The 21,347-nt window shown below is 67.0% G+C and carries 22 protein-coding genes; 19 read left to right on the top strand and 3 right to left on the bottom strand.

Features of this window, described 5'->3' with window-relative positions; genetic code table 11:
* The first annotated feature begins 2 nt into the window (after positions 1–2).
* Complete coding sequence (gene thrB / locus AC5Y3P_RS20965; RefSeq protein WP_500047867.1) at positions 3–947, top strand: homoserine kinase; 945 nt, start codon at positions 3–5, stop codon at positions 945–947.
* A gap of 269 nt (positions 948–1,216) precedes the next feature.
* Positions 1,217–3,145, top strand: a complete 1,929-nt coding sequence (gene rho / locus AC5Y3P_RS20960; RefSeq protein WP_500047866.1) for a transcription termination factor Rho — start codon at positions 1,217–1,219, stop codon at positions 3,143–3,145.
* 81 nt (positions 3,146–3,226) lie between these two features.
* On the opposite strand, the gene AC5Y3P_RS20955 is transcribed toward rho, so the two are convergent.
* Positions 3,227–3,883 (bottom strand): TetR/AcrR family transcriptional regulator, encoded by a 657-nt coding sequence (locus AC5Y3P_RS20955; protein ID WP_500047865.1) that lies wholly within the window; start codon positions 3,881–3,883, stop codon positions 3,227–3,229.
* Positions 3,884–4,050: 167 nt separating this feature from the next.
* Between AC5Y3P_RS20955 and fadD1 the strand changes: the two genes are divergently transcribed.
* Positions 4,051–5,694, top strand: coding sequence for a fatty-acid--CoA ligase FadD1 (gene fadD1 / locus AC5Y3P_RS20950; protein WP_500047864.1), 1,644 nt, complete (start codon positions 4,051–4,053; stop codon positions 5,692–5,694).
* Here fadD1 and AC5Y3P_RS20945 read toward each other — a convergent pair.
* A complete protein-coding gene (locus AC5Y3P_RS20945; RefSeq protein WP_500047863.1) occupies positions 5,691–5,993 on the bottom strand; it encodes a hypothetical protein in 303 nt (100 codons plus the stop codon). The two genes, fadD1 and AC5Y3P_RS20945, sit on opposite strands and share 4 nt — an antisense overlap.
* Positions 5,994–6,336: 343 nt before the next feature.
* Here AC5Y3P_RS20945 and rpmE point away from each other — a divergent pair, with 343 nt between their 5' ends.
* From rpmE to AC5Y3P_RS20870, 15 genes are all read left to right on the top strand, one after another.
* Positions 6,337–6,588: a 50S ribosomal protein L31 gene (rpmE, locus tag AC5Y3P_RS20940; RefSeq protein ID WP_500047862.1), complete on the top strand. Its 252-nt coding sequence runs from the start codon at positions 6,337–6,339 to the stop codon at positions 6,586–6,588.
* A gap of 95 nt (positions 6,589–6,683) precedes the next feature.
* Complete coding sequence (gene prfA, locus AC5Y3P_RS20935; RefSeq protein ID WP_500047861.1) at positions 6,684–7,751, top strand: peptide chain release factor 1; 1,068 nt, start codon at positions 6,684–6,686, stop codon at positions 7,749–7,751.
* A complete protein-coding gene (prmC, locus tag AC5Y3P_RS20930) occupies positions 7,751–8,617 on the top strand; it encodes a peptide chain release factor N(5)-glutamine methyltransferase (protein ID WP_500047860.1) in 867 nt (288 codons plus the stop codon). Before prfA ends, prmC begins: the two co-directional genes overlap by 1 nt.
* Positions 8,614–9,267 carry an L-threonylcarbamoyladenylate synthase gene (locus tag AC5Y3P_RS20925; protein WP_500047859.1) on the top strand — a complete coding sequence of 218 codons (654 nt, stop codon included), beginning with the start codon at positions 8,614–8,616 and terminating at the stop codon, positions 9,265–9,267. The genes prmC and AC5Y3P_RS20925 overlap by 4 nt, the downstream gene beginning before the upstream one ends.
* 34 nt (positions 9,268–9,301) lie before the next feature.
* Positions 9,302–10,567, top strand: coding sequence for a glycosyltransferase family 4 protein (locus AC5Y3P_RS20920; protein ID WP_500047858.1), 1,266 nt, complete (start codon positions 9,302–9,304; stop codon positions 10,565–10,567).
* A 226-nt stretch (positions 10,568–10,793) separates the two neighbouring features.
* Complete coding sequence (locus tag AC5Y3P_RS20915) at positions 10,794–11,240, top strand: ATP synthase subunit I (protein WP_500047857.1); 447 nt, start codon at positions 10,794–10,796, stop codon at positions 11,238–11,240.
* A 19-nt stretch (positions 11,241–11,259) separates the two neighbouring features.
* Positions 11,260–12,048: a F0F1 ATP synthase subunit A gene (gene atpB, locus AC5Y3P_RS20910; protein ID WP_500047885.1), complete on the top strand. Its 789-nt coding sequence runs from the start codon at positions 11,260–11,262 to the stop codon at positions 12,046–12,048.
* A gap of 138 nt (positions 12,049–12,186) precedes the next feature.
* Positions 12,187–12,441 (top strand): F0F1 ATP synthase subunit C, encoded by a 255-nt coding sequence (locus AC5Y3P_RS20905; RefSeq protein ID WP_500047884.1) that lies wholly within the window; start codon positions 12,187–12,189, stop codon positions 12,439–12,441.
* A gap of 9 nt (positions 12,442–12,450) precedes the next feature.
* On the top strand, positions 12,451–12,966 hold the full coding sequence (locus AC5Y3P_RS20900; RefSeq protein ID WP_500047856.1) for a F0F1 ATP synthase subunit B: 516 nt from the start codon (positions 12,451–12,453) through the stop codon (positions 12,964–12,966).
* A complete protein-coding gene (locus AC5Y3P_RS20895; protein ID WP_500047855.1) occupies positions 12,967–14,301 on the top strand; it encodes a F0F1 ATP synthase subunit B/delta in 1,335 nt (444 codons plus the stop codon).
* 56 nt (positions 14,302–14,357) lie between these two features.
* The gene (gene atpA / locus AC5Y3P_RS20890) at positions 14,358–16,007 is read left to right on the top strand and encodes a F0F1 ATP synthase subunit alpha (RefSeq protein WP_500047854.1); all 1,650 of its coding nucleotides are present in this window, start codon (positions 14,358–14,360) and stop codon (positions 16,005–16,007) included.
* Positions 16,008–16,020: 13 nt separating this feature from the next.
* Positions 16,021–16,944: a F0F1 ATP synthase subunit gamma gene (locus AC5Y3P_RS20885; protein WP_500047853.1), complete on the top strand. Its 924-nt coding sequence runs from the start codon at positions 16,021–16,023 to the stop codon at positions 16,942–16,944.
* 39 nt (positions 16,945–16,983) lie between these two features.
* Entirely contained in the window at positions 16,984–18,420 is a 1,437-nt protein-coding gene (atpD, locus tag AC5Y3P_RS20880; protein WP_500047852.1) for a F0F1 ATP synthase subunit beta, read from the top strand.
* Between the two features lie 36 nt (positions 18,421–18,456).
* Positions 18,457–18,822, top strand: coding sequence for a F0F1 ATP synthase subunit epsilon (locus AC5Y3P_RS20875; protein ID WP_500047851.1), 366 nt, complete (start codon positions 18,457–18,459; stop codon positions 18,820–18,822).
* Positions 18,823–18,828: 6 nt separating this feature from the next.
* Entirely contained in the window at positions 18,829–19,281 is a 453-nt protein-coding gene (locus AC5Y3P_RS20870; RefSeq protein ID WP_500047850.1) for a DUF2550 domain-containing protein, read from the top strand.
* Between the two features lie 27 nt (positions 19,282–19,308).
* Here the strand turns inward: AC5Y3P_RS20870 and AC5Y3P_RS20865 are convergent, their stop codons facing one another.
* Positions 19,309–19,899, bottom strand: a complete 591-nt coding sequence (locus tag AC5Y3P_RS20865) for a cob(I)yrinic acid a,c-diamide adenosyltransferase (RefSeq protein WP_500047849.1) — start codon at positions 19,897–19,899, stop codon at positions 19,309–19,311.
* Between the two features lie 70 nt (positions 19,900–19,969).
* Here AC5Y3P_RS20865 and murA point away from each other — a divergent pair, with 70 nt between their 5' ends.
* Positions 19,970–21,223: a UDP-N-acetylglucosamine 1-carboxyvinyltransferase gene (gene murA, locus AC5Y3P_RS20860; protein ID WP_500047848.1), complete on the top strand. Its 1,254-nt coding sequence runs from the start codon at positions 19,970–19,972 to the stop codon at positions 21,221–21,223.
* Positions 21,224–21,347 lie beyond the last annotated feature (124 nt).

Here is a 21,347-nt window from a genome sequence, read left to right as displayed (position 1 = left end):
GGATGACCCGACTGCTGCCTGCCGGACTGTCGGCTGGTTCTTCGGTTGCCGCCTCCAGCGCAAACCTGGGCCCCGGCTTCGACAGCCTCGGTATTGCCGTCGGCCTCTACGACGAGATCGACGTGCAGACAACCGATTCCGGCCTGAGTGTGGATGTGGTCGGGGAGGGCGCCGGTGAGGTTTCGGTCGGGCCGGATCACCTCGTGGTGCGGGCCGTCGAGGCCGGATTGGCCGCCCTCGGGCTCTCGGCGGCCGGGCTGACCGTGCGCTGCCGCAACGCCATCCCGCATTCGCGTGGTCTGGGTTCCTCGGCAGCGGCCGTGGTCGGCGGCCTGGCTGCCGCCAATGGGCTTGCGGTGCAAGTAGATTCGGAGCCACTGTCACAAGCCCAGCTGGTTCAGTTGGCCTCGGAGTTCGAAGGGCACCCGGACAACGCTGCCGCTTCGGTACTCGGTGGCGCGGTGGTGTCGTGGACCGAGGGCGACGACACCGGGACCCGCTATGCCGCCGCACCGATTCGGGTGCATCCGGACATCCACGTCTTCGCGGCCATCCCGCAGGTGCAGTCCTCCACCGCCGAGACTCGGGTGCTGTTGCCCGAACAGGTCAGTCATCGCGATGCCCGGTTCAACCTGAGTCGCGCAGCGCTGCTGGTGGTTGCGCTGTCGGAGCGGCCGGACCTGCTGATGGTGGCCACCGAAGACGTGCTGCACCAGCCCCAGCGGGCTCCGGCCATGCCGGCTTCGGCGGAATACCTGCGCTTGCTGCGCTGTTGTGGCATTGCAGCGGTGCTTTCCGGGGCCGGACCCTCGGTACTGGCATTGAGTACCGAACCGGAACTGCCGGAAAACGTCACCGCACTGGGCGCCGAGCACGGTTTCAGTGTTCGCCGGCTACCAGTGGGTAGGTCGGTGCGCTGGACCGCGGGCGTGACCGCCGGAGTTTGACAACCGGCACCACGCCGTACCGGGCTTTCTTGCTTCCCAAACCGATGCGAGATATCCTCGGTCCCGTCCCGGCAATCGCAGGCTCTTCTGCGCCGACATTAGGACGACCACTTACTCTTCGTATCTTGTTCGTGCTATCGACGGTTCTGCACCCAGCCGCGAATCCCGGCGATCACCGTTGCTGAGACGACGGTGGGACTTGGTGTCCAGAGGTAACTGGACACACCGACCCCTCGCACGCACACAGGGCGGGGGAAGAAAGGAAATCCGTGACTGATACGGACCTCATCACGGCCGGCGAGAGCGCGCCCTCTGCGACGCTGTCTGACTCGGTGACCTCGAATGTCACCCGCCCGGCCGCCGACGCCAAAGCCGGCAATCTGGCCTCGATGGTGCTTCCCGAATTGCGGGCGCTGGCCAGCCAGGTAGGCGTCAAGGGCACCTCCGGTATGCGCAAAGGCGACCTGATCGCCGCGATTCGCGCCCGCCAGAGTGGGTCGGACACCGAGACTAAAGCCGTGGACACGGCCAACGATCGCACCGATACGCCTGCCCCGGCCGCCAAGGCCGCCGACGCGGACGCTGCCGGCGACGCCGAAACCGGCGGTCAGGAGGCGCCCCGACGCGAGCGGCGCACCGCGTCCCGCCAGGCCGGTGCTCCGGCCGGTGATGCTTCGGCGTCCGCCAACGAGGGCAAGGATCGCGAGTCGAAGGCTGACGCCGGCGACGGCGAGGCCAAGGGTGGCGAATCCAAGAACGACGAGTCCAAGGCCGGCGAGTCCAAGCGCAACGGCGGCAAGGACGGCGGGGGCAAGGACGGCTCCGCCAACGACGATGCCAAGCGCGAAGACGCCAAGAAGGACCGCGACGAGTCCAACAAGGACCGCGGTCAGGGCAACCAGAACCAGAGCAACCAGAACCAGAACAACTCCGACGACGACGGCGACGGCCGGCAGGGTCGGCGCGGCCGGCGCTTCCGGGACCGTCGTCGGCGGGAACGCGGCGGCGACGGCGGCGGTGGTGGCGACACCGAACTGCGCGAAGACGACGTCGTACAGCCGGTGGCCGGCATCCTCGACGTGCTGGACAACTACGCGTTCGTCCGCACCTCGGGTTACCTGGCCGGCCCCAACGACGTCTACGTGTCGATGAACATGGTGCGCAAGAACGGTCTGCGCCGCGGCGACGCCGTCACCGGTGCGGTGCGGGTGCCCAAGGAAGGCGAGCAGACCAACCAGCGGCAGAAGTTCAACCCGCTGGTGCGCCTCGACACCGTCAACGGTGGGCCCGTCGAGAACGCCAAGAACCGGCCGGACTTCACCAAGCTGACCCCGCTCTACCCGAACCAGCGGCTGCGCCTGGAGACCAGCCCGGAGAAGCTGACCACCCGGGTGATCGACCTGATCATGCCCATCGGTAAGGGCCAGCGCGCCCTGATCGTGTCACCGCCCAAGGCCGGTAAGACCACGATCATGCAGGACATCGCCAACGCGATCACCCGCAACAACCCGGAATGCCACCTCATGGTGGTGCTCGTCGACGAGCGCCCGGAAGAGGTCACCGACATGCAGCGCTCGGTCAAGGGTGAGGTCATCGCCTCGACCTTCGACCGTCCGCCGTCCGATCACACCCAGGCCGCCGAACTGGCCATCGAGCGGGCCAAGCGCCTGGTCGAACAGGGCAAGGACGTCGTGGTGCTGCTCGACTCGATCACCCGGCTGGGCCGCGCCTACAACAACGCCTCGCCGGCCTCGGGCCGGATCCTGTCCGGTGGTGTGGACTCCACCGCGCTCTATCCGCCCAAGCGTTTCCTGGGCGCCGCCCGCAACATCGAAGAGGGCGGCTCGCTGACCATCGTCGCCACCGCCATGGTGGAAACCGGCTCGACCGGTGACACCGTGATCTTCGAGGAGTTCAAGGGCACCGGTAACGCCGAACTCAAGCTGGACCGCAAGATCGCCGAGCGGCGGGTGTTCCCGGCTGTCGACGTCAACCCGTCCGGCACCCGCAAGGACGAGTTGCTGCTCGGCCCCGACGAGTTCGCGATCGTGCACAAGTTGCGTCGGGTGCTCAGCGGCCTGGACAGCCATCAGGCCATCGATCTGCTGATGAGCCAGCTGCGCAAGACCAAGACCAACTACGAGTTCCTGGTCCAGGTCTCCAAGACCGCTCCGGGCGGATCGGACGACTTCGACTGACCCTGCCGTGTCACAGGCCCCCACTGCGGTGGGGGCCTGTTGCATTTGCGGACGGCAAAGCTGCTTGTGCCGGACCGAGATTCAGCGTGGTGCGGCCTGCAGGCCCGGCATGACGTAGCGGTTCAGATGCGCCAGTATGGCGTCGAAATCCGCGGTGTCGAGCACGTCTCCGGGCAGCGTCGCAAGCGAAAGCAGAATGCGGGCAACCCATTCCGACGCCTCGGCAATGTCGGTGCCGGAGTGGATCTCGCCGGACTCCTGGGCGATTTCAACGTAGCGCGACCAAAACGCGGCCAGGTCGGGTACCAGGCCGGCCACCCCGGCGCCGGCGCAGGCCGCGAACTCGGCCGGTTCCTCGGTGCGCAGTTTCATCAGTACCGCGCCCGGGTCGTCATAGGCGGTGCGGCCGTGTCGGACACCGGCGGCAATCCGCTCGGCCAGGCTGTCGTACTGCGCGAGCATGGCGTGTGCTTCCGACCAGTACGCCTCGTTGAGCCGCACGATGGCCGCGCCGATCAGCGTCATCTTGTCCGGGAAATGCCGGTACAGCCAACCCCGCGAGACGCCGGCCGCCTCGGCAACCTCGGAGACCGTGGTGGCGCGGATGCCCTTGGCCCGCAGACATTGCTCGGCGGCGTCGATCAGGCGCTCGCGTACCGGCAAGGCGACATTGCGCTGCAGGTTTTCCCCATCGGTCACGCTTGTTGCTTTCCTCCCCGTTGCCGGTGTTTCGGCCATCTTCGCAGAATCGGCCGAAATCCCCGGCTCGGCCCGGACCGAATCGCCGGATCCGGACCGCACTCCCGCCCCGACACGAGGGTCGGCGGACAGCTCATCGACCACAATGGTAGACAGGCTTACAATTTTGTTCACACCTCGATCCTGACGAAGAACGGTGCACCCCCTTGGCCGAAACCATCCAGCAGCTGCTTCGCGAACGCCTCGACGATCCGCACCTGGCGCTCATCCACCAGGACCGGCGCTGGACCTGGCGCGAGCACTTGGCCGAGGCGTCCGCGGTGGCCGCGGCACTGCTCGACCTCGCCGATCCGGCGCGGCCGCTGCACATCGGAACGCTGCTGGGCAACACTCCCGAGATGTTGACCGCGATGGCTGCCGCCGGACTGGGTGGCTTCGTGCTGTGCGGTGTCAACGACACCCGGCGTGGGGCCGCCCTGGCCGCCGATGTGCTGCGCGCCGATTGCCAGATCCTGCTCACCGATGCCGCCCACGCCGAGCTGCTCGACGGGCTGGAGCTGCCCGGCGTCCAGGTCATCGACGTCTCGGCGCCCGAGTGGAAACGACTGCTGGACAACAACTTGGACGGCGGCGCTGCGTTGCAGGACGCGCGGGAGGTGGCGCCCACCGACACGTTCATGATGGTGTTCACCTCCGGGACCAGCGGTGAACCCAAGGCCGTCCAGATCGCGCATCTGACCGTGCTGTTCGCCGGTTCGGCCCTGATCGAGCGGTTCGGCATCACCACCGACGATGTGTGCTACCTGTCGATGCCGTTGTTCCACTCCAATGCGCTGTTGGCCGGATGGAGCGTCGCGGTGGGTGCCGGTGCCGCCATGGCACCTGCCACCTTCTCGGCTTCAGGCTTCCTGGATGACATACGACGTTGTGGTGCAACATATCTGAACTATGTCGGCAAACCGCTGGCATATGTGTTGGCCACCCCGGAACGGCCCGACGACGCCGACAACCCGTTGCGGGTGGCGTTCGGCAACGAAGCCGGCGACCGTGACATCGCCGAATTCGGCCGCCGCTTCGGCTGCACGGTCTGGGACGGTTTCGGCTCGTCGGAGGGGGCGATCATCATCACCCGCGAGGACGGCTGTCCGCCCGGGTCGGTGGGCAAGGGCTTTCCGGCTGTGGCGATCTACGATCCCGACACCGTGACCGAATGCGCGGTCGCCGAATTCGACTCGGCCGGCCGACTCGTCAACGCCGATCAGGCCGTTGGCGAATTGGTCAACACCACCGGAGCCGGGTTGTTCCGCGGCTACTACAACGACGATGACGCCACCTCGGACCGGATGCGGCACGACATGTACTGGTCCGGCGACCTGGCCTATCGCGACGCCGACGGCTGGATCTACCTGGCCGGGCGCACCGCAGACTGGTTGCGGGTGGATGGCGAGAACATGGCGGCCGCGCCGATCGAGCGAATCCTGTTGCGCTATCGGCCGATCAGCCAAGTATCCGTTTATGCGGTGCCCGACGACGTGGTCGGCGACCAGTTGATGGCCGCGATCGTGTTGCACACCGGGACGACGTTCGAGCCGGACGAGTTCGCCGAGTTCCTGGCCGGCCAAACCGATCTGTCGCCGAAGGCCTGGCCGCGCCGGGTCTGCGTGCTCGACGATCTGCCGACGACGGCGACCAACAAGGTGCTCAAACGCGAACTCATCGCCCGGGGTCCGAACCCCGAAGTGCGCGAACTGTGGGTGCGCCCGGCGCGTGAACGCCGCTACCGCAAAGACGATCGCCGTGCCGCTGGCGATAGCGGCACGGCGATCGAGGTCGGGGACCGGGTGATCTAGCCCACGTTCACATTCGGCACGGTCGGGATCACCACGTTGGGCGCATCCGGCACCGGCGGAATGTCGACGTTGACGTCCGGGGCATCCGGAATCACCACGTCAGGGGCGTCGGGCACCGGCGGAATGTCGACGTTGACGTCGGGCGCATCCGGAATCACCACGTCGGGGGCGTCGGGCACCGGCGGCGTTGTGACGTCCACGGTCGGGTCAGCCTGTGCAAAGCCCGCACTGAGGCCGATGGCCGCCACCGTTGCGCCAGCGGCGATTCCGCTAGTGGCCAGTAGCTGCTTCAGGTTCATGTGCGCGTCTCCTCATCGGTTGGGAACCGGCCGTGCTGCCGTGTTCCTTCAATGACGGCGTACCCCGGCATCCGGCATCCGACACATGCCGGCCCGGGGCCGACGTCGACAGCGCTGGTCAGCGCGCGAAAATCAACGAGATCGAAAGGGGCCGACGCGGACGGCGCCGGCCGTGCTGCCGAATCGACTCGGCCGGGGAATGCCGGCAGGCAACTCCGCGTTTGGGAAGGTGGCGGCTGACCTGGCATAATGGACCGCCGACCACCTCAGGTTCCGGTTCACGCCCGAACGTCCCTGGTCAGGGGAGTGGGCGACCCGGCGGCCAACGATTGAAGAGGACCAAATGAAATCCGGCATTCACCCTGCCTACGTCGAGACCACCGTGGTCTGCGGTTGTGGCAACAGCTTCGTCACCCGTAGCACCAAGGAGAGCGGCCACATCGTGGTCGAGGTGTGCTCGCAGTGCCACCCGTTCTACACCGGCAAGCAGAAGATTCTGGACAGCGGCGGCCGTGTGGCGCGCTTCGAGAAGCGCTACGGCAAGCGCAAGGCCGGCGCCGACAAGCCGGCCGAGAACGCTGCAGCCGACAGCTAGCTGAGCCCCGGGCGCCCGCCCCGTCGTGCCGTGTGCGCGACGGTCGCGGGCGCCGATTTCTGTCCCCAAACGATGCGGCGGGTTAGGAGGCTCGAGTGACCGCCAGTGCGATCGACGCGCTGCTCGCCGAGCACGCTGATCTCGAGCGGCAGCTGGCTGATCCGGAACTGCACGCCAACGCCGCCAACGCCCGCAAGGTCGGGCGCCGGTTCGCGCAGGTGGCACCGATCGTGTCCACCTACCGCAAGCTCGAGGCCGCCCGCGGTGACCTCGAGGCCGCGCGCGAACTCGCGGGCGAGGACGAGTCCTTCGCTGCGGAAGTGCCGGTGCTGGAAGCCAAGGTCGCAGAGCTGGACACCCAGCTGACCGACATGCTGGCCCCGCGGGATCCGCATGACGCCGACGACATCGTGCTCGAGGTGAAATCCGGTGAGGGCGGCGAAGAGTCGGCGTTGTTCGCCGCGGATCTGGCCCGGATGTACATCCGCTACGCCGAACGGCACGGCTGGACCGTCACCGTGCTCGACGAAACCACCTCCGACCTCGGCGGCTACAAGGACGCGACGCTGTCCATCGCCAGCAAGGGTGACAGCGCCGACGGTGTCTGGTCGCGGTTGAAGTGGGAAGGCGGCGTGCATCGCGTGCAGCGCGTGCCGGTCACCGAATCCCAAGGCCGAGTGCACACTTCGGCGGCCGGTGTCCTGGTGTACCCGGAACCCGACGAAGTCGAGGAAGTGCAGATCGACGAATCGGATCTGCGCATCGATGTGTACCGCTCGTCGGGCAAGGGCGGCCAGGGGGTCAACACCACCGACTCGGCGGTGCGGATCACCCACCTGCCCACCGGAATCGTGGTGACCTGCCAGAACGAACGTTCACAGCTGCAGAACAAGGCCCGGGCCATGCAGGTGCTCGCGGCGCGGCTGCAGGCGCTGGCCGAAGAGCAGGCGCTGGCCGACGCCTCGGCGGATCGAGCCAGCCAGATCCGCACCGTGGACCGCAGCGAACGCATTCGCACGTACAACTTTCCGGAGAACCGGATCGCCGATCACCGGATCAACTTCAAGGCCCACAACCTCGATCAGGTGCTTGACGGCGACCTCGACGCCCTGCTCGACGCGCTGGCCGGCGCCGACAAACAAGCCCGGCTGCAACAGGGCTGATGACGGCCCCGGCCGGCTTGCGGGCAGCCGTAGCGGCGGCCACCGCCACGCTGGCGGCCGCCGGCGTGGCGACCGCCCGTACCGACGCCGAACTGTTGGCCGCACACGTCGCCGGCGTCGACCGGGGACGGTTGGGCTTCATCGACGAGCCCGATCAAGACTTCTTGAGCCGCTACCGCGAACTGGTCGCCGCCCGGGCCCGACGCATCCCGTTGCAGCACCTCACCGGTGTGGCGGCCTTCGGTCCGCTGCTGTTGCAGGTCGGGCCGGGTGTCTTCATCCCGCGCCCGGAGACCGAGTCGCTGCTGGAGTGGGCGCAGCACGTCGTCGCGGACAGATCGGAACCGGTGATCGTCGACTTGTGCACCGGTTCGGGCGCTTTGGCCTGCGCGTTGGCGCACTACCGCCCGCGCGCCCGGGTGATCGCCGTCGACGACTCGACGGCCGCCCTGCGCTACGCGCGCCGCAACGTCGAGGGCAGCGCAGTCGAGCTGATCCAGGCTGACGTGACCGCATCCGGGCTGCTGCCGGACCTCGACGGTGGGGTCGACCTGGTGGTCTCCAACCCGCCCTACATTCCCGCCGACGCGGTGTTGGAACCCGAAGTGGCCGAACATGATCCGCACCATGCGCTGTTCGGCGGGCCGGACGGTATGCAGGTGGTCGCGGCCGTGGTCGAGATGGCGGTCCGGTGGTTGCGCCCGGGTGGCGCGTTGGCCGTCGAACACGACGATTCGACGTCGGCGGCTACCGTCGATCTGGTGAGAGCTGCTTCGGTGTTCGAACAGGTGACGCCCAGAACCGATTTGGCGGGCCGACCCCGTTTCGTCACTGCCGTGCGAGCCGGAACCCCGGAGGACCGATGAGCCAGACGTTCGACTGCGCCTACCCCGACCAGCGGACCGCCGGGATCGCTGCCGCGGTCGCGGCTGCCAAGGGCGGCCAGTTGGTGGTGCTGCCCACCGACACGGTCTACGGCATCGGCGCCGACGCGTTCGATGCGACGGCGGTGGCCGCACTGCTGGCCGCCAAGCGCCGCGGTCGGGACATGCCGGTTCCGGTGCTGGTCGGCTCCTGGCACACCATCGAGGGCCTGGTCTACACCGTGCCGAACGCGGCTCGGGAACTGATCCGGGCGTTCTGGCCGGGCGCGCTGAGCCTGGTGGTGCAGCAGGCGCCGTCGCTGATGTGGGATCTGGGCGACTCGGCCGGCAGCGTGATGCTGCGGATGCCACTGCACCCGGTGGCCATCGAATTGCTGCGTGAGGTCGGCCCGATGGCGGTGTCGAGTGCCAATGTGTCCGGCCAACCCCCGGCGGTGACCGCCGCCGACGCCCGCGCGCAGCTCGGCGAGTCGGTGCAGGTCTACCTGGACGGCGGGCCGGCCGCGCAGCAGGCCGCCTCGACCATCGTCGACCTCACCGGGCCGAGCCCCAAGATTTTGCGCGAGGGGCCGATTGCGGCGCAGGCCATCGCCGAGGTGCTGGGCGTGGAACCGGACACCCTGGCGCCGTGATCCGGGGACGTCGCGGCGCGCCCGGTCAAGTACGGTGCATGCAGTGGTGAGCGGAGGTTTCTACCTGGCCGACGGGCTGCTCGCATTGTCCGATCGCGGCGCGGGCGTCCCGGTGCGCGAACTTGCCCTGGTCGGGCTGACCGCGGCGATCGTCACCTACTTCGGTACCGGGGGAGTCCGGTTGCTGGCCACCCGGATCGGTGCGGTGGCCTATCCGCGCGAACGCGATGTGCACGTCAAACCGACGCCCCGGATGGGCGGTCTGGCGATGTACGTCGGGGTGATCGCCGCGGTCTTCCTGGCCTCCCAATTGCCGGCCCTGACACGCGGGTTCGTCTATTCCACCGGCATGCCCGCGGTGGTGGTGGCCGGCGGGCTGATCATGCTGATCGGGTTGATCGACGACCGGTGGGGTCTGGACGCGCTGACCAAGTTCGCCGGCCAGATCACCGCGGCCAGCGTGCTGGTCACCATGGGCGTGGCCTGGAGCGTGCTCTACATACCGATCGGTGGCGTCGGCACGATCGTGCTCGACCAGACCGCCTCGATCCTGCTCACGCTGGCCCTGACGGTGTCGATCGTCAACGCGATGAACTTCGTCGACGGCCTGGACGGGTTGGCCGCCGGTCTGGGTCTGATCACCGCCTCGGCCATCTGTCTGTTCTCGGTCGGTCTGCTGCACGACCACGGCGGCGATGTGCTGTTCTACCCGCCGGCGGTGATCTCGGTGGTGCTGGCCGGCGCGTGCCTGGGTTTCCTGCCGCATAACTTCCACCGCGCCAAGATCTTCATGGGTGACTCCGGTTCGATGCTGATCGGGCTGATGCTGGCTGCGGCGTCCACCACGGCGGCCGGGCCGATCTCGCAGAACGCCTATGGCGCGCGCGACGTGTTCGTGCTGCTCTCACCGTTCTTGCTGGTGATCGCGGTGATGTTCGTACCGGCGCTGGACATGCTGCTGGCCATCGTGCGGCGCACCCGAGCCGGGCGCAGCCCGTTCAGCCCGGACAAGATGCATCTGCACCACCGACTGCTGCAGATCGGGCATTCGCACCGGCGGGTGGTGCTGTTGATCTACCTGTGGGTCGGCATCGTCGCGTTCGGCGCGGCCAGCACGATCTTCGTCGATCCGCGTTACACCGGCGCGGTGATGTTGGCTGCCATCGTGGTGGCCGGCGTGGTCACGGTGATCCCGCTACTGCGCCGCGGTGGCGGTTTGGACGCCGATTCGGCACACCGTGATGACGGCTTCGACGACTACTTCGCGGGCCGTTTGGACGGGCTGTACGACGACAAGTAGTAGGCCCCGTTTTCGGCGTCCTACCATGTGGTACCTTTTTGGCAGAACCCGAAGAACCTCGCGGGTTGACGGCCCGGCCCACCGGTCATTTCCAGATCGTTCGGCGCCGCTGGACGAGCGACAGACTGATAGGCAGGCAGCTAGTTCCTGGGTGCGTTCAGCGTGCCCGAGGACCCTCCGATACGCTTCGGCGGGATGTAGCTACCGCGAGATATGAGGAGAGGCAGTGACGACACCAGCGCACGACGCGCCGTTGGTGTTTCCGTCAGTTGCGTTCAGGCCTGTTCGCCTGGCCGTGATCTGCGTTGCATTGACCGCGCTTGCGGTAGCGGCATCGGCGTTCATCGGCAACTTCGGCTTCGGTCTCTTCTTCGGTCTCGGTCTGGCAATGGGCCTGGTGAACGCACTGTTGGTGCGGCACGCGGTGGAATCGATCACCGCCGAGGAGCATCCGCTGAAGAAGAAGATGGCCGTGAACTCCGCCATGCGGTTGCTGGTCATCTCGGTCGCGGCTCTGCTCGTTGCATACTTCTGCAAGGACATCGGTGGTCTCGGTGTGCTGTTCGGGTTGGCGATCTTCCAGGCCCTGCTGGTGATGAGCACCAGCATCCCGGTGCTGCGCAAGATCCGCGCCAACGGTCTGGACGTCTTGGATACGGAATCGAAGGGTTGAGCTGAACTCGATGACTCACATGCTGCCGGCATCGGCGACTGAGACCATCCTGGCTGCCGAAGAGGGCGGACCCGCCATTCACGTCGGTCACCACACCATGGTGTTCGAGCTGTTTGGCATGACGTTCAACGGCGACACCATCATGGCCACCGCGATCACCGCGGTGATCGTGCTCGGGCTGGCCTTTTACCTGCGCGCCAAGGTGACCTCCACCGGCGTGCCCGGCGGCGTCCAACTGTTCTGGGAAGCCATCACCATCCAGGCCCGGCAGCAGATCGAGAATGCGATCGGCATGCGCGTCGCGCCGTTCGTGCTGCCGCTCGCGGTGACCATCTTCATCTTCATTCTCACTTCCAACTGGCTTGCGGTGCTACCGCTGCAGTTCGGCAACCCGGACGGCAGCGCCGGCGAGCTGTACAAGGCCCCGGCCTCGGACATCAACTTCGTGTTGGCCCTGGCTCTGTTCGTCTTCATCTGCTACCACGCCGCCGGCGTGTGGCGGCGCGGCATCATCGGCCACCCGATCCGGGTGCTCAAGGGTCACGTGTCGTTCCTGGCGCCGATCAACCTGGTCGAGGAACTGGCCAAGCCGATCTCGTTGGCGCTGCGACTCTTCGGCAACATCTTCGCCGGCGGCATCCTGGTCGCGCTGATCGCGATGTTCCCCTGGTACATCCAGTGGTTCCCGAACGCCGTGTGGAAGACCTTCGACCTGTTCGTCGGCCTGATCCAGGCCTTCATCTTCGCGCTGTTGACCATCCTGTACTTCAGCCAGGCGATGGAGCTGGAGCACGACGAAGAACACTGAGCGAATACCAGACGAGTAGCACCGAGCACGACGCAAGCAGTACCGAAGGAACCCCTACCGAGACCGGTAGGGCCACACGAACTCTGGCGGCATCCCAAGTGACGTCACCAGTTACCTAGGAGGATAAAAGGAATGGAAATCGATCCCAACGCCCTCATCACCGCCGGCGCACTGATCGGTGGCGGCATCATCATGGGCGGCGGTGCCATCGGCGCCGGTATCGGTGACGGTATCGCGGGTAACGCGCTGATCTCGGGTATCGCCCGGCAGCCCGAGGCCCAGGGCCGGCTGTTCACGCCGTTCTTCATCACCGTTGGTCTGGTGGAGGCCGCGTACTTCATCAACCTGGCCTTCATGGCGCTGTTCGTCTTCGCCACCCCGGGCCTGCAGTAATCCGTCGGCATGGGTGACTTGACCGGGTTTGTGCTGGCTACCAGCCTTGCCGCCGCCGAAGAGGGCGGGGGTCAGAGCAACTTTCTGATCCCCAACGGAACCTTCTTCGTGGTGCTGCTGATCTTCTTGATCGTGCTGGGCGTCATCGCCAAGTGGGTGGTGCCGCCGATCAGCAAGGTGCTTGCGGAACGTGAGGCAATGCTGGCCAAGACCGCCGCAGACAACCGCAAATCGGCTGAGCAGGTCGCTGCTGCACAGGCCGATTACGACGCGAAGATGGCCGCCGCCCGCTCGGAAGCCTCCGGCATCCGGGACGAGGCCCGCAACGCGGGTCGCCAGGTGGTCGAGGCGCAGCGCGACAAGGCCAACGCCGAGGTCGCCGAAACCGTGCAGGCCGCTGACACGGAATTGGCCCAGAAGCGGTCGGCAACCGAGTCGGAGCTGCAGGCTTCGGTCGACGGACTGTCGGCCACCCTGGCCAGCCGCATCCTCGGCGTCGATGTGAAATCAGGTGGGAGCCGCTAAATGTCGATCTTCATCGGCCAGCTGATCGGATTCGCGATCATCGCTTTCGTGATGGTCAAGTGGGTGTTTCCGCTGGTCCGCCGTCTGATGGCGGCGCAGCAGGCGCAGATCAAGGCAGCCCTGGACGAAAGTGCCGCGGCCGCCAAGAAGCTCGCCGACGCTGACGCCATGCATGCCAAGGCGCTGGCCGACGCACAGGCCGAGGCCCAGCACGTCACTGACGAGGCACGGCAGGATTCCGAGCGGATTGCCGCGTCGCTCGGTGAACAGGCCGGCCTGGAAGCCGAGCGGATCAAGGGCCAGGGCGCCGCGCAGATCCAGCTGATGCGTCAGCAGCTGGTTCGCCAGTTGCGCAGCGGACTGGGCCAGGAGTCGGTGCAGAAGGCCGACGAACTGGTGCGCGCCCACCTCGCCGATCCGGCGGCGCAGTCCGCCACGGTGGACCGCTTCCTGACCGAACTGGACGAGATGGCTCCGTCATCGGTGGTCATCGACACCCGGGAATCGGCCGGGCTGCGAGCATCCAGCCGGGCTGCCCTGGCCGCGCTGACCGAGTCCTTCGACAGCACCGCGGGCAACCTGGACGCCAACGGTTTGACCACGCTGGCCGATGAACTGGTCGCGGTGGTCGGGCTGCTGGAGACCGAAGGCACACTGGCCAAGCATCTGGGCGAGCCGACCGATGACGCCGACGCCAAGTCTGCTCTGGTGGATCGCTTGCTGTCCGGCAAGGTGTCCGCCCCCACGTTGGCAGTGCTGAAGTCCGCGGTGGGCCAGCGCTGGTCGGCCGAAGCCGATCTGGTGGCCGGTATCGAACACACCGCCCGGTTGGCACTGCTGCAGCGGGCAGCCGCGGCCAACGAGGTCGATGACGTCGAGGACCAGCTGTTCAAGTTCGGCCGACTGCTCGATTCCGAGCCCCGGTTGGTTTCGGTGCTCTCCGATGCCGGCACCCCGGCCGATGGTCGCATCGCCCTGCTGGACAAGGTGCTCGCCGGTCAGAGCGTCAACGCCACCGCAAAAGCCCTGCTGGTCCAGACCATCCGGTTGGGCCGCGGCCAGCGGGTGGACGAAGCCGTCACCGATTTGGCCGAGCTCGCGGTGGCCCGGCGCGGCGAGGTCGTCGCGCACGTGACCGCCGCTGCCGATCTCACCGATCCGCAGCGGAGCAGGCTGACCGAGGTGCTGACCCGCATCTACGGCCGTCCGGTGTACGTGCAACTGCATGTCGAGCCCGAGTTGCTCGGCGGACTGTCCATCGCCGTCGGCGACGAGGTGATCGACGGTTCCATCGCTTCGCGACTGGCCGCGGCCAGGAGCGGGCTGCCGGACTGATCCGGGCCCACCCCCAAGACCACCCCTGTAAGAGCTAGGTAGGAAGACGAGAAACCATGGCAGAGTTGACAATCTCCGCTGCTGACATCGAAGGAGCGATCGAGGACTACGTATCCTCGTTTTCCGCCGACTCAGGGCGTGAAGAAATCGGTACCGTGGTCGACGCCGGTGACGGCATCGCCCACGTCGAGGGCCTGCCCTCGGTGATGACCCAAGAGCTGCTGGAATTCCCCGGTGGCGTGCTGGGCGTCGCGCTGAACCTCGATGAGCACAGCGTCGGCACCGTGATCCTGGGCAACTTCGAGAACATCGAAGAGGGCCAGCAGGTCAAGCGCACCGGTGAGGTGCTCTCGGTGCCGGTCGGTGACGCGTTCCTGGGTCGCGTCGTCAACCCGCTCGGTGAGCCGATCGACGGCCAGGGCGAGATCAAGACCGACATCCGTCGTCCGCTGGAACTGCAGGCGCCCTCGGTGGTGCAGCGTCAGTCCGTCAGCGAGCCGCTGCAGACCGGCATCAAGGCCATCGACAGCCAGACCCCGATCGGCCGCGGCCAGCGCCAGCTGATCATCGGTGACCGCAAGACCGGCAAGACCGCCGTCTGTGTGGACACCATCCTGAACCAGCGCGAGAACTGGGAATCCGGCGACCCGAAGAAGCAGGTTCGCTGCGTCTACGTGGCGGTGGGCCAGAAGGGCACCACGATCGCCAGCGTGAAGCGCGCGCTCGAAGAGGGCGGCGCCATGGAGTACACCACCATCGTGGCGGCGCCGGCGTCCGATTCGGCCGGCTTCAAGTGGCTGGCCCCGTACACCGGTTCGGCCATCGGCCAGCAGTGGATGTACGACGGCAAGCACGTGCTGATCGTGTTCGACGACCTGACCAAGCAGGCCGAGGCCTACCGCGCCATCTCGCTGCTGCTGCGCCGCCCGCCGGGTCGTGAGGCCTACCCGGGTGACGTCTTCTACCTGCACTCCCGGTTGCTGGAACGCTGCGCCAAGCTGTCCGACGAGCTCGGCGGCGGTTCGATGACCGGCTTGCCGATCATCGAGACCAAGGCCAACGACATCTCGGCCTACATCCCGACCAACGTCATCTCGATCACCGACGGCCAGTGCTTCCTGGAGTCCGACCTGTTCAACCAGGGTGTGCGACCGGCCATCAACGTCGGTGTGTCGGTGTCTCGCGTCGGTGGCGCCGCCCAGATCAAGGCCATGAAAGAGGTGGCCGGTTCGCTGCGTCTGGACCTGTCGCAGTACCGCGAGCTGGAAGCCTTCGCCGCGTTCGCGTCCGACCTGGACGCAGCCTCCAAGGCTCAGCTGGAGCGTGGTGCCCGCCTGGTCGAGTTGCTCAAGCAGCCGCAGTACGCACCGCTGCCGGTCGAGGAGCAGGTGGTGGCGATCTTCCTGGGCACCAAGGGCCACCTGGACTCGGTGCCGGTCGAGGACGTGCAGCGGTTCGAGGCCGACTTCCTCGAGCACGTCAAGGCCAGCCACGGCGACGTCCTCGGTGAGATCCGGGACAGCCAGAAGCTGACCGAGGAAACCGAAGAGAAGCTCGTGACCATCGTCAACGACTTCAAGAAGGGCTTCCAGGCCACCGACGGCAGCTCGGTCGTCGTCGACGAGCACGTCGAGGCACTGTCCGAAGATGACGTCGAGAAGGAATCGGTCAAGGTCCGCAAGCCCGCTCCGCCGAAGAAGAAGTAGGTCTGGTTAACCGATGGCAGCCACACTGCGCGAGTTGCGCGGCCGCATCCGCTCCGCCGGGTCGATCAAGAAGATCACCAAGGCCCAGGAGCTGATTGCGACCTCGCGGATCGCCAAGGCGCAGGCCCGGGTCGAAGCGGCCCGGCCGTACGCCGACGAGATCACCAACATGCTGACCAACCTGGCCGGCGCCAGTGCGTTGGATCATCCGCTGCTTGTGGAACGCGAGAACCCGAAGCGCGCAGCCGTGCTCGTGGTGTCTTCGGATCGCGGTCTGTGCGGGGCCTACAACGCCAACGTGCTGCGTCGGTCCGAGGAGTTGCTGGCCCTGCTGCGCGACGAGGGCAAGGAGCCCGAGCTGTACGTCGTGGGTCGTAAGGCCCTGGGCTACTTCAACTTCCGGAACCGTCCGATCACCAAGTCCTGGGCCGGCTTCTCCGAGCGTCCGACCTATGAGGACGCCAGGGAGATCGCCGACACCCTGGTCGAGGTGTTCATGGCCGGTGCCGACGACGAAGGTGACGACCCCGGCGCCGACGGCATCCTCGGCGTCGACGAACTGCACATCGTCTTCACCGAGTTCCGTTCGATGCTCTCGCAGACCGCGGAAGCCCGGCGGATCGCGCCGATGGTGGTCGAGTACGTCGGCGAGGAGGCGAGCGGGCCACACACCCTGTTCTCCTTCGAGCCCGACGCCGAGACCCTGTTCGGTGCGCTGTTGCCGCGCTACGTCGCGACCCGGGTGTATGCGGCGCTGCTGGAAGCCGCCGCATCGGAGTCGGCGTCACGCCGGCGGGCCATGAAGGCAGCCAGTGACAATGCCGACGAGCTGATCAAGGCCCTGACCCTGGAAGCCAACCGCGAGCGGCAGGCCCAGATCACCCAGGAAATCAGCGAGATCGTCGGCGGCGCCAACGCCCTGGCCGATGCGAAATAGACCAGACCTCACAACCACGCCTCAGGAAAGCGAAGAGATATGACTGCCCCCGCAGAAACCAAGAAGGAAACCACCGGGCGCGTGGTCCGCATCACGGGCCCGGTTGTGGACGTCGAGTTCCCCCGCGGCTCGGTCCCCGAGCTGTTCAACGCCCTGCACGCGGAGATCTCCTTCAAGGAGCTGTCCAAGACGCTGACCCTGGAGGTGGCTCAGCACCTCGGTGACAACCTGGTGCGCACCATCTCCATGCAGCCCACCGACGGCCTGGTCCGCGGTGTCGAGGTGGTCGACACCGGCGCCTCGATCTCGGTGCCGGTCGGCGACGGCGTCAAGGGCCACGTGTTCAACGCGCTGGGCGACTGCCTCGACGAGCCCGGCTACGGCAAGGACTTCGAGCACTGGTCGATCCACCGCAAGCCGCCGGCATTCTCCGAGCTGGAACCCCGCACCGAGATGCTGGAGACCGGCCTGAAGGTCGTCGACCTGCTCACCCCGTACGTGCGTGGTGGCAAGGTCGCGCTGTTCGGTGGCGCCGGTGTGGGCAAGACCGTGCTGATCCAGGAGATGATCAACCGTATCGCCCGGAACTTCGGTGGTACCTCGGTGTTCGCCGGCGTGGGTGAGCGCACCCGCGAGGGCAACGACCTGTGGGTCGAGCTCGCCGACGCCAACGTGCTCAAGGACACCGCGTTGGTGTTCGGTCAGATGGACGAGCCGCCGGGCACCCGTATGCGCGTCGCGCTGTCGGCCCTGACCATGGCCGAGTTCTTCCGTGACGAGCAGGGCCAGGACGTGCTGCTGTTCATCGACAACATCTTCCGGTTCACCCAGGCCGGTTCCGAGGTGTCGACCCTGCTGGGCCGGATGCCTTCGGCGGTGGGTTACCAGCCCACGCTGGCCGACGAGATGGGCGAGCTGCAGGAGCGCATCACCTCGACCCGTGGTCGTTCGATCACCTCGATGCAGGCCGTGTACGTGCCCGCCGACGACTACACCGACCCGGCTCCGGCCACCACCTTCGCCCACTTGGACGCCACCACCGAGCTTTCTCGTGCGGTGTTCTCCAAGGGCATCTTCCCGGCGGTGGACCCGCTGGCGTCCAGCTCGACCATCCTGCACCCCAGCGTGGTCGGCGACGAGCACTACCGGGTGGCCCAGGAAGTCATTCGAATCCTGCAGCGCTACAAGGACCTTCAGGACATCATCGCGATCCTCGGTATCGACGAGCTGTCCGAAGAGGACAAGGTGCTGGTGTACCGGGCGCGTCGGATCGAGCGCTTCCTGAGCCAGAACATGATGGCCGCCGAGCAGTTCACCGGCCAGCCGGGTTCGACCGTGCCGCTCAAGGAGACCATCGAGGCCTTCGACAAGCTGTGCAAGGGCGAGTTCGACCACCTGCCCGAGCAGGCGTTCTTCCTCATCGGTGGTCTCGACGACCTCGCCAAGAAGGCCGAGAGCCTCGGCGCAAAGCTGTGAGTTCGGTGAGCACGAGTCAACGAAAGGCGGTGTCCGGTGGCTGAACTGGATGTCGACATCGTCGCCGTCGAACGCAGCGTGTGGTCGGGTAAGGCCACCTTCGTGTTCACCCGCACCACCGCGGGTGAGATCGGCGTGCTGCCACGGCACATTCCGTTGGTGGCCCAACTGGTCGACGACGCGATGGTCCGGGTGGAACGCGAGGGCGAGGACGATCTGCGCATCGCGGTCGACGGCGGATTCCTGTCGGTGACCGAAGAGGGCGTCATCATCCTGGCCGAGTCCGCGGAGTTCGAGTCCGAGGTCGACGTCGACGCCGCCAAGGCCGACGCCGAATCCGAGGACCCAGCGGTCGCGGCCCGCGGCCGCGCCCGGCTGCGCGCCGTCGGGCAACTCGACTAGGCCGCCATGCGCACGCCCATGATCGTCATGGTCGTGCTGGTGGCCGTGCTGCTGCTGTTGCTGGCAGCACTGGTTTACCGCTTGTGGAAGTTGCGCCAGGGTGGCACCGCAGCCATCCTGCGCGACATCCCGGCCGTGGGTGGCCACGGGTGGCGCCACGGTGTGGTGCGCTACCGCGGTAGCGAAGCCGTGTTCTATCGGCTGTCCAGTGTGCGCTGGTGGCCGGACCGCAGACTGAGCCGTCCCGGGATCGACATCGTGTCGCGCCGCGGCCCCCGCGGCGACGAATTCGACATCATGACCGCCGAGATCGTCGTCCTCGAATTGCGTGACAACACCGCCGAACGGCCGGAGGAACGCAGCGGCTATGAGATCGCGCTGGATCGCGGCGCGTTGACGGCGTTCCTGTCCTGGTTCGAATCGCGGCCCTCACCGCGCTCCCGGCGCCGCAGCCGGTAGCGCGCTAGTTTCGGCGCGCCGGCCGGGCTACTCGGCCGACTCTTGCGCGGTGGGGCCACCCGGCACCCACAGCACGTCGCCGTCCGGGTTGGCCAGCCGGGACAGGATGAACAGCAGATCCGAGAGCCGGTTGAGGTACTTCGCCGGCAATACACTGACCGCGTCACCGTGCTGGTCCACCGCGGCCCAGGCCGAGCGTTCGGCACGCCGGGTCACCGTGCGGGCCACGTGCAGCAACGCCGAGAGCGCGGTTCCGCCCGGCAGGATGAACGAGTTCAGCGGGGCCAGCGTCTCGTTGAACTCGTCGCACCAGGACTCGAGTCGATCGATGTAGTCCTGGGCGATGCGCAACGGCGGGTACTTGGGGTTCTCCTCCAGCGGCGTGGACAGATCCGCGCCGGCGTCGAACAGATCGTTTTGGATCTGGCGCAGCACCGTGGTGATCCGGGCATCGGGGTTACCGAGCGCGATCGCGGTGCCGATGGCCGCGTTGGCTTCGTCGCAGTCCGCATAGGCGGTCAACCTGACATCGTTCTTGGACACCCGGGAGAAGTCGCTCAGTCCCGTGGTGCCGTCGTCTCCGGTGCGGGTGTAGATGCGAGTCAAGTGCACGGCCATGGCCAAAACGGTACCCGGGTGCTGTTGCCGGCTGACTGACACCGCTGCCTGCGCTGTTTACACTGACCGCGTGAGCGAGCGTTTCGTGGTGACCGGCGGTAACCGGTTGTCGGGCGAGGTGGCCGTCGGTGGAGCGAAGAACAGCGTGCTCAAACTGATGGCTGCCAGCCTGTTGGCCGAGGGCACCACAACCATCACCAACTGCCCGGACATTCTCGACGTCCCGCTGATGGCCGAGGTGTTGCGCGGCCTGGGTGCCACCGTCGAGCTGGACGGTGACGTGGTGCGGATCACCTCGCCGGACGAACCCAAGTACGACGCCGACTTCGCGGCGGTCCGTCAGTTCCGCGCGTCGGTGTGCGTGCTGGGTCCGCTGGTCGGCCGGTGCAAACGCGCCCGGGTGGCGCTACCCGGTGGGGACGCGATCGGGTCCCGGCCGCTGGACATGCATCAGGCCGGACTGCGCAAACTCGGTGCGGAATGCCGGATCGAGCACGGCTGCGTGGTCGCCGAGGCCGAGTCGTTGCACGGCGCCGAGATCCAGCTGGAGTTCCCGTCGGTGGGCGCCACCGAGAACATCCTGATGGCCGCGGTGCTGGCCGAGGGCGTGACCGTGATCCACAACGCGGCCCGCGAGCCCGACGTGGTCGACCTGTGCGACATGCTCAACCAGATGGGGGCCCAGGTCGAAGGGGCCGGCACGTCCACCCTGACCATTACCGGCGTCGACAAGCTGCACCCGACCGAACACCGCGTGATCGGCGACCGGATCGTGGCCGCCACCTGGGGGATCGCGGCCGCAATGACGCGCGGCGACGTCACCGTCACCGGGGTCGACCCCGCGCACCTGCAACTCGTGCTGCACAAGTTGCACGACGTCGGCGCGACCGTCACCCAGACCGACGACGGCTTCCGGATCGTGCAGTACGAGCGGCCCAAGGCCGTCAACGTCGCGACCCTGCCGTTCCCGGGGTTCCCGACCGACCTGCAGCCGATGGCCATCGGTTTGGCGTCGATCGCCGAGGGCACCTCGATGATCACCGAGAACGTGTTCGAGGCCCGGTTCCGGTTCGTCGAGGAGATGATCCGGCTGGGCGCCGACGCCCGCACCGACGGCCACCACGCGGTGGTGCGCGGGATCCCGCAGCTGTCCAGTGCACCGGTCTGGTCATCGGACATCCGTGCTGGTGCCGGCCTGGTGTTGGCCGGCCTGGTGGCCGACGGCGAGACCGAGGTGCACGACGTGTTCCACATCGATCGGGGCTACCCACGGTTCGTGGAAAACCTGGCCGATTTGGGCGCAGAGATTGAGCGTGTAAGCTAGGGTCAACAGCCCAGGCGCGTGGCGCAGATCACACCAGATTTGCTCCGGCCCGGACTTGACTCTCAGCGGGACTCCGGTCTAAGCTGGCAGGGTTGCCCCAAACAAGGGGAAAACAAAAGCAAGT

This window comes from Mycobacterium sp. NGS45 (assembly GCF_059812645.1).
Note: the sequence above shows the minus strand (reverse complement) of the source record. Positions and strands in the feature narration are given on the sequence as shown.

Excerpts from the sequence above, each read along its gene's own strand:
- thrB (WP_500047867.1), top strand. The coding sequence starts at position 3 with ATGACCCGACTGCTGCCTGCCGGACTGTCGGCTGGTTCTTCGGTTGCC.
- AC5Y3P_RS20955 (WP_500047865.1), bottom strand. The coding sequence starts at position 3,883 with ATGGCCGAAACACCGGCAACGGGGAGGAAAGCAACAAGCGTGACCGAT.
- AC5Y3P_RS20945 (WP_500047863.1), bottom strand. The coding sequence starts at position 5,993 with ATGAACCTGAAGCAGCTACTGGCCACTAGCGGAATCGCCGCTGGCGCA.
- rpmE (WP_500047862.1), top strand. The coding sequence starts at position 6,337 with ATGAAATCCGGCATTCACCCTGCCTACGTCGAGACCACCGTGGTCTGC.
- prmC (WP_500047860.1), top strand. The coding sequence starts at position 7,751 with ATGACGGCCCCGGCCGGCTTGCGGGCAGCCGTAGCGGCGGCCACCGCC.
- AC5Y3P_RS20925 (WP_500047859.1), top strand. The coding sequence starts at position 8,614 with ATGAGCCAGACGTTCGACTGCGCCTACCCCGACCAGCGGACCGCCGGG.
- atpB (WP_500047885.1), top strand. The coding sequence starts at position 11,260 with ATGCTGCCGGCATCGGCGACTGAGACCATCCTGGCTGCCGAAGAGGGC.
- AC5Y3P_RS20900 (WP_500047856.1), top strand. The coding sequence starts at position 12,451 with ATGGGTGACTTGACCGGGTTTGTGCTGGCTACCAGCCTTGCCGCCGCC.
- AC5Y3P_RS20895 (WP_500047855.1), top strand. The coding sequence starts at position 12,967 with ATGTCGATCTTCATCGGCCAGCTGATCGGATTCGCGATCATCGCTTTC.
- atpA (WP_500047854.1), top strand. The coding sequence starts at position 14,358 with ATGGCAGAGTTGACAATCTCCGCTGCTGACATCGAAGGAGCGATCGAG.
- AC5Y3P_RS20885 (WP_500047853.1), top strand. The coding sequence starts at position 16,021 with ATGGCAGCCACACTGCGCGAGTTGCGCGGCCGCATCCGCTCCGCCGGG.
- atpD (WP_500047852.1), top strand. The coding sequence starts at position 16,984 with ATGACTGCCCCCGCAGAAACCAAGAAGGAAACCACCGGGCGCGTGGTC.
- AC5Y3P_RS20870 (WP_500047850.1), top strand. The coding sequence starts at position 18,829 with ATGCGCACGCCCATGATCGTCATGGTCGTGCTGGTGGCCGTGCTGCTG.
- AC5Y3P_RS20865 (WP_500047849.1), bottom strand. The coding sequence starts at position 19,899 with ATGGCCGTGCACTTGACTCGCATCTACACCCGCACCGGAGACGACGGC.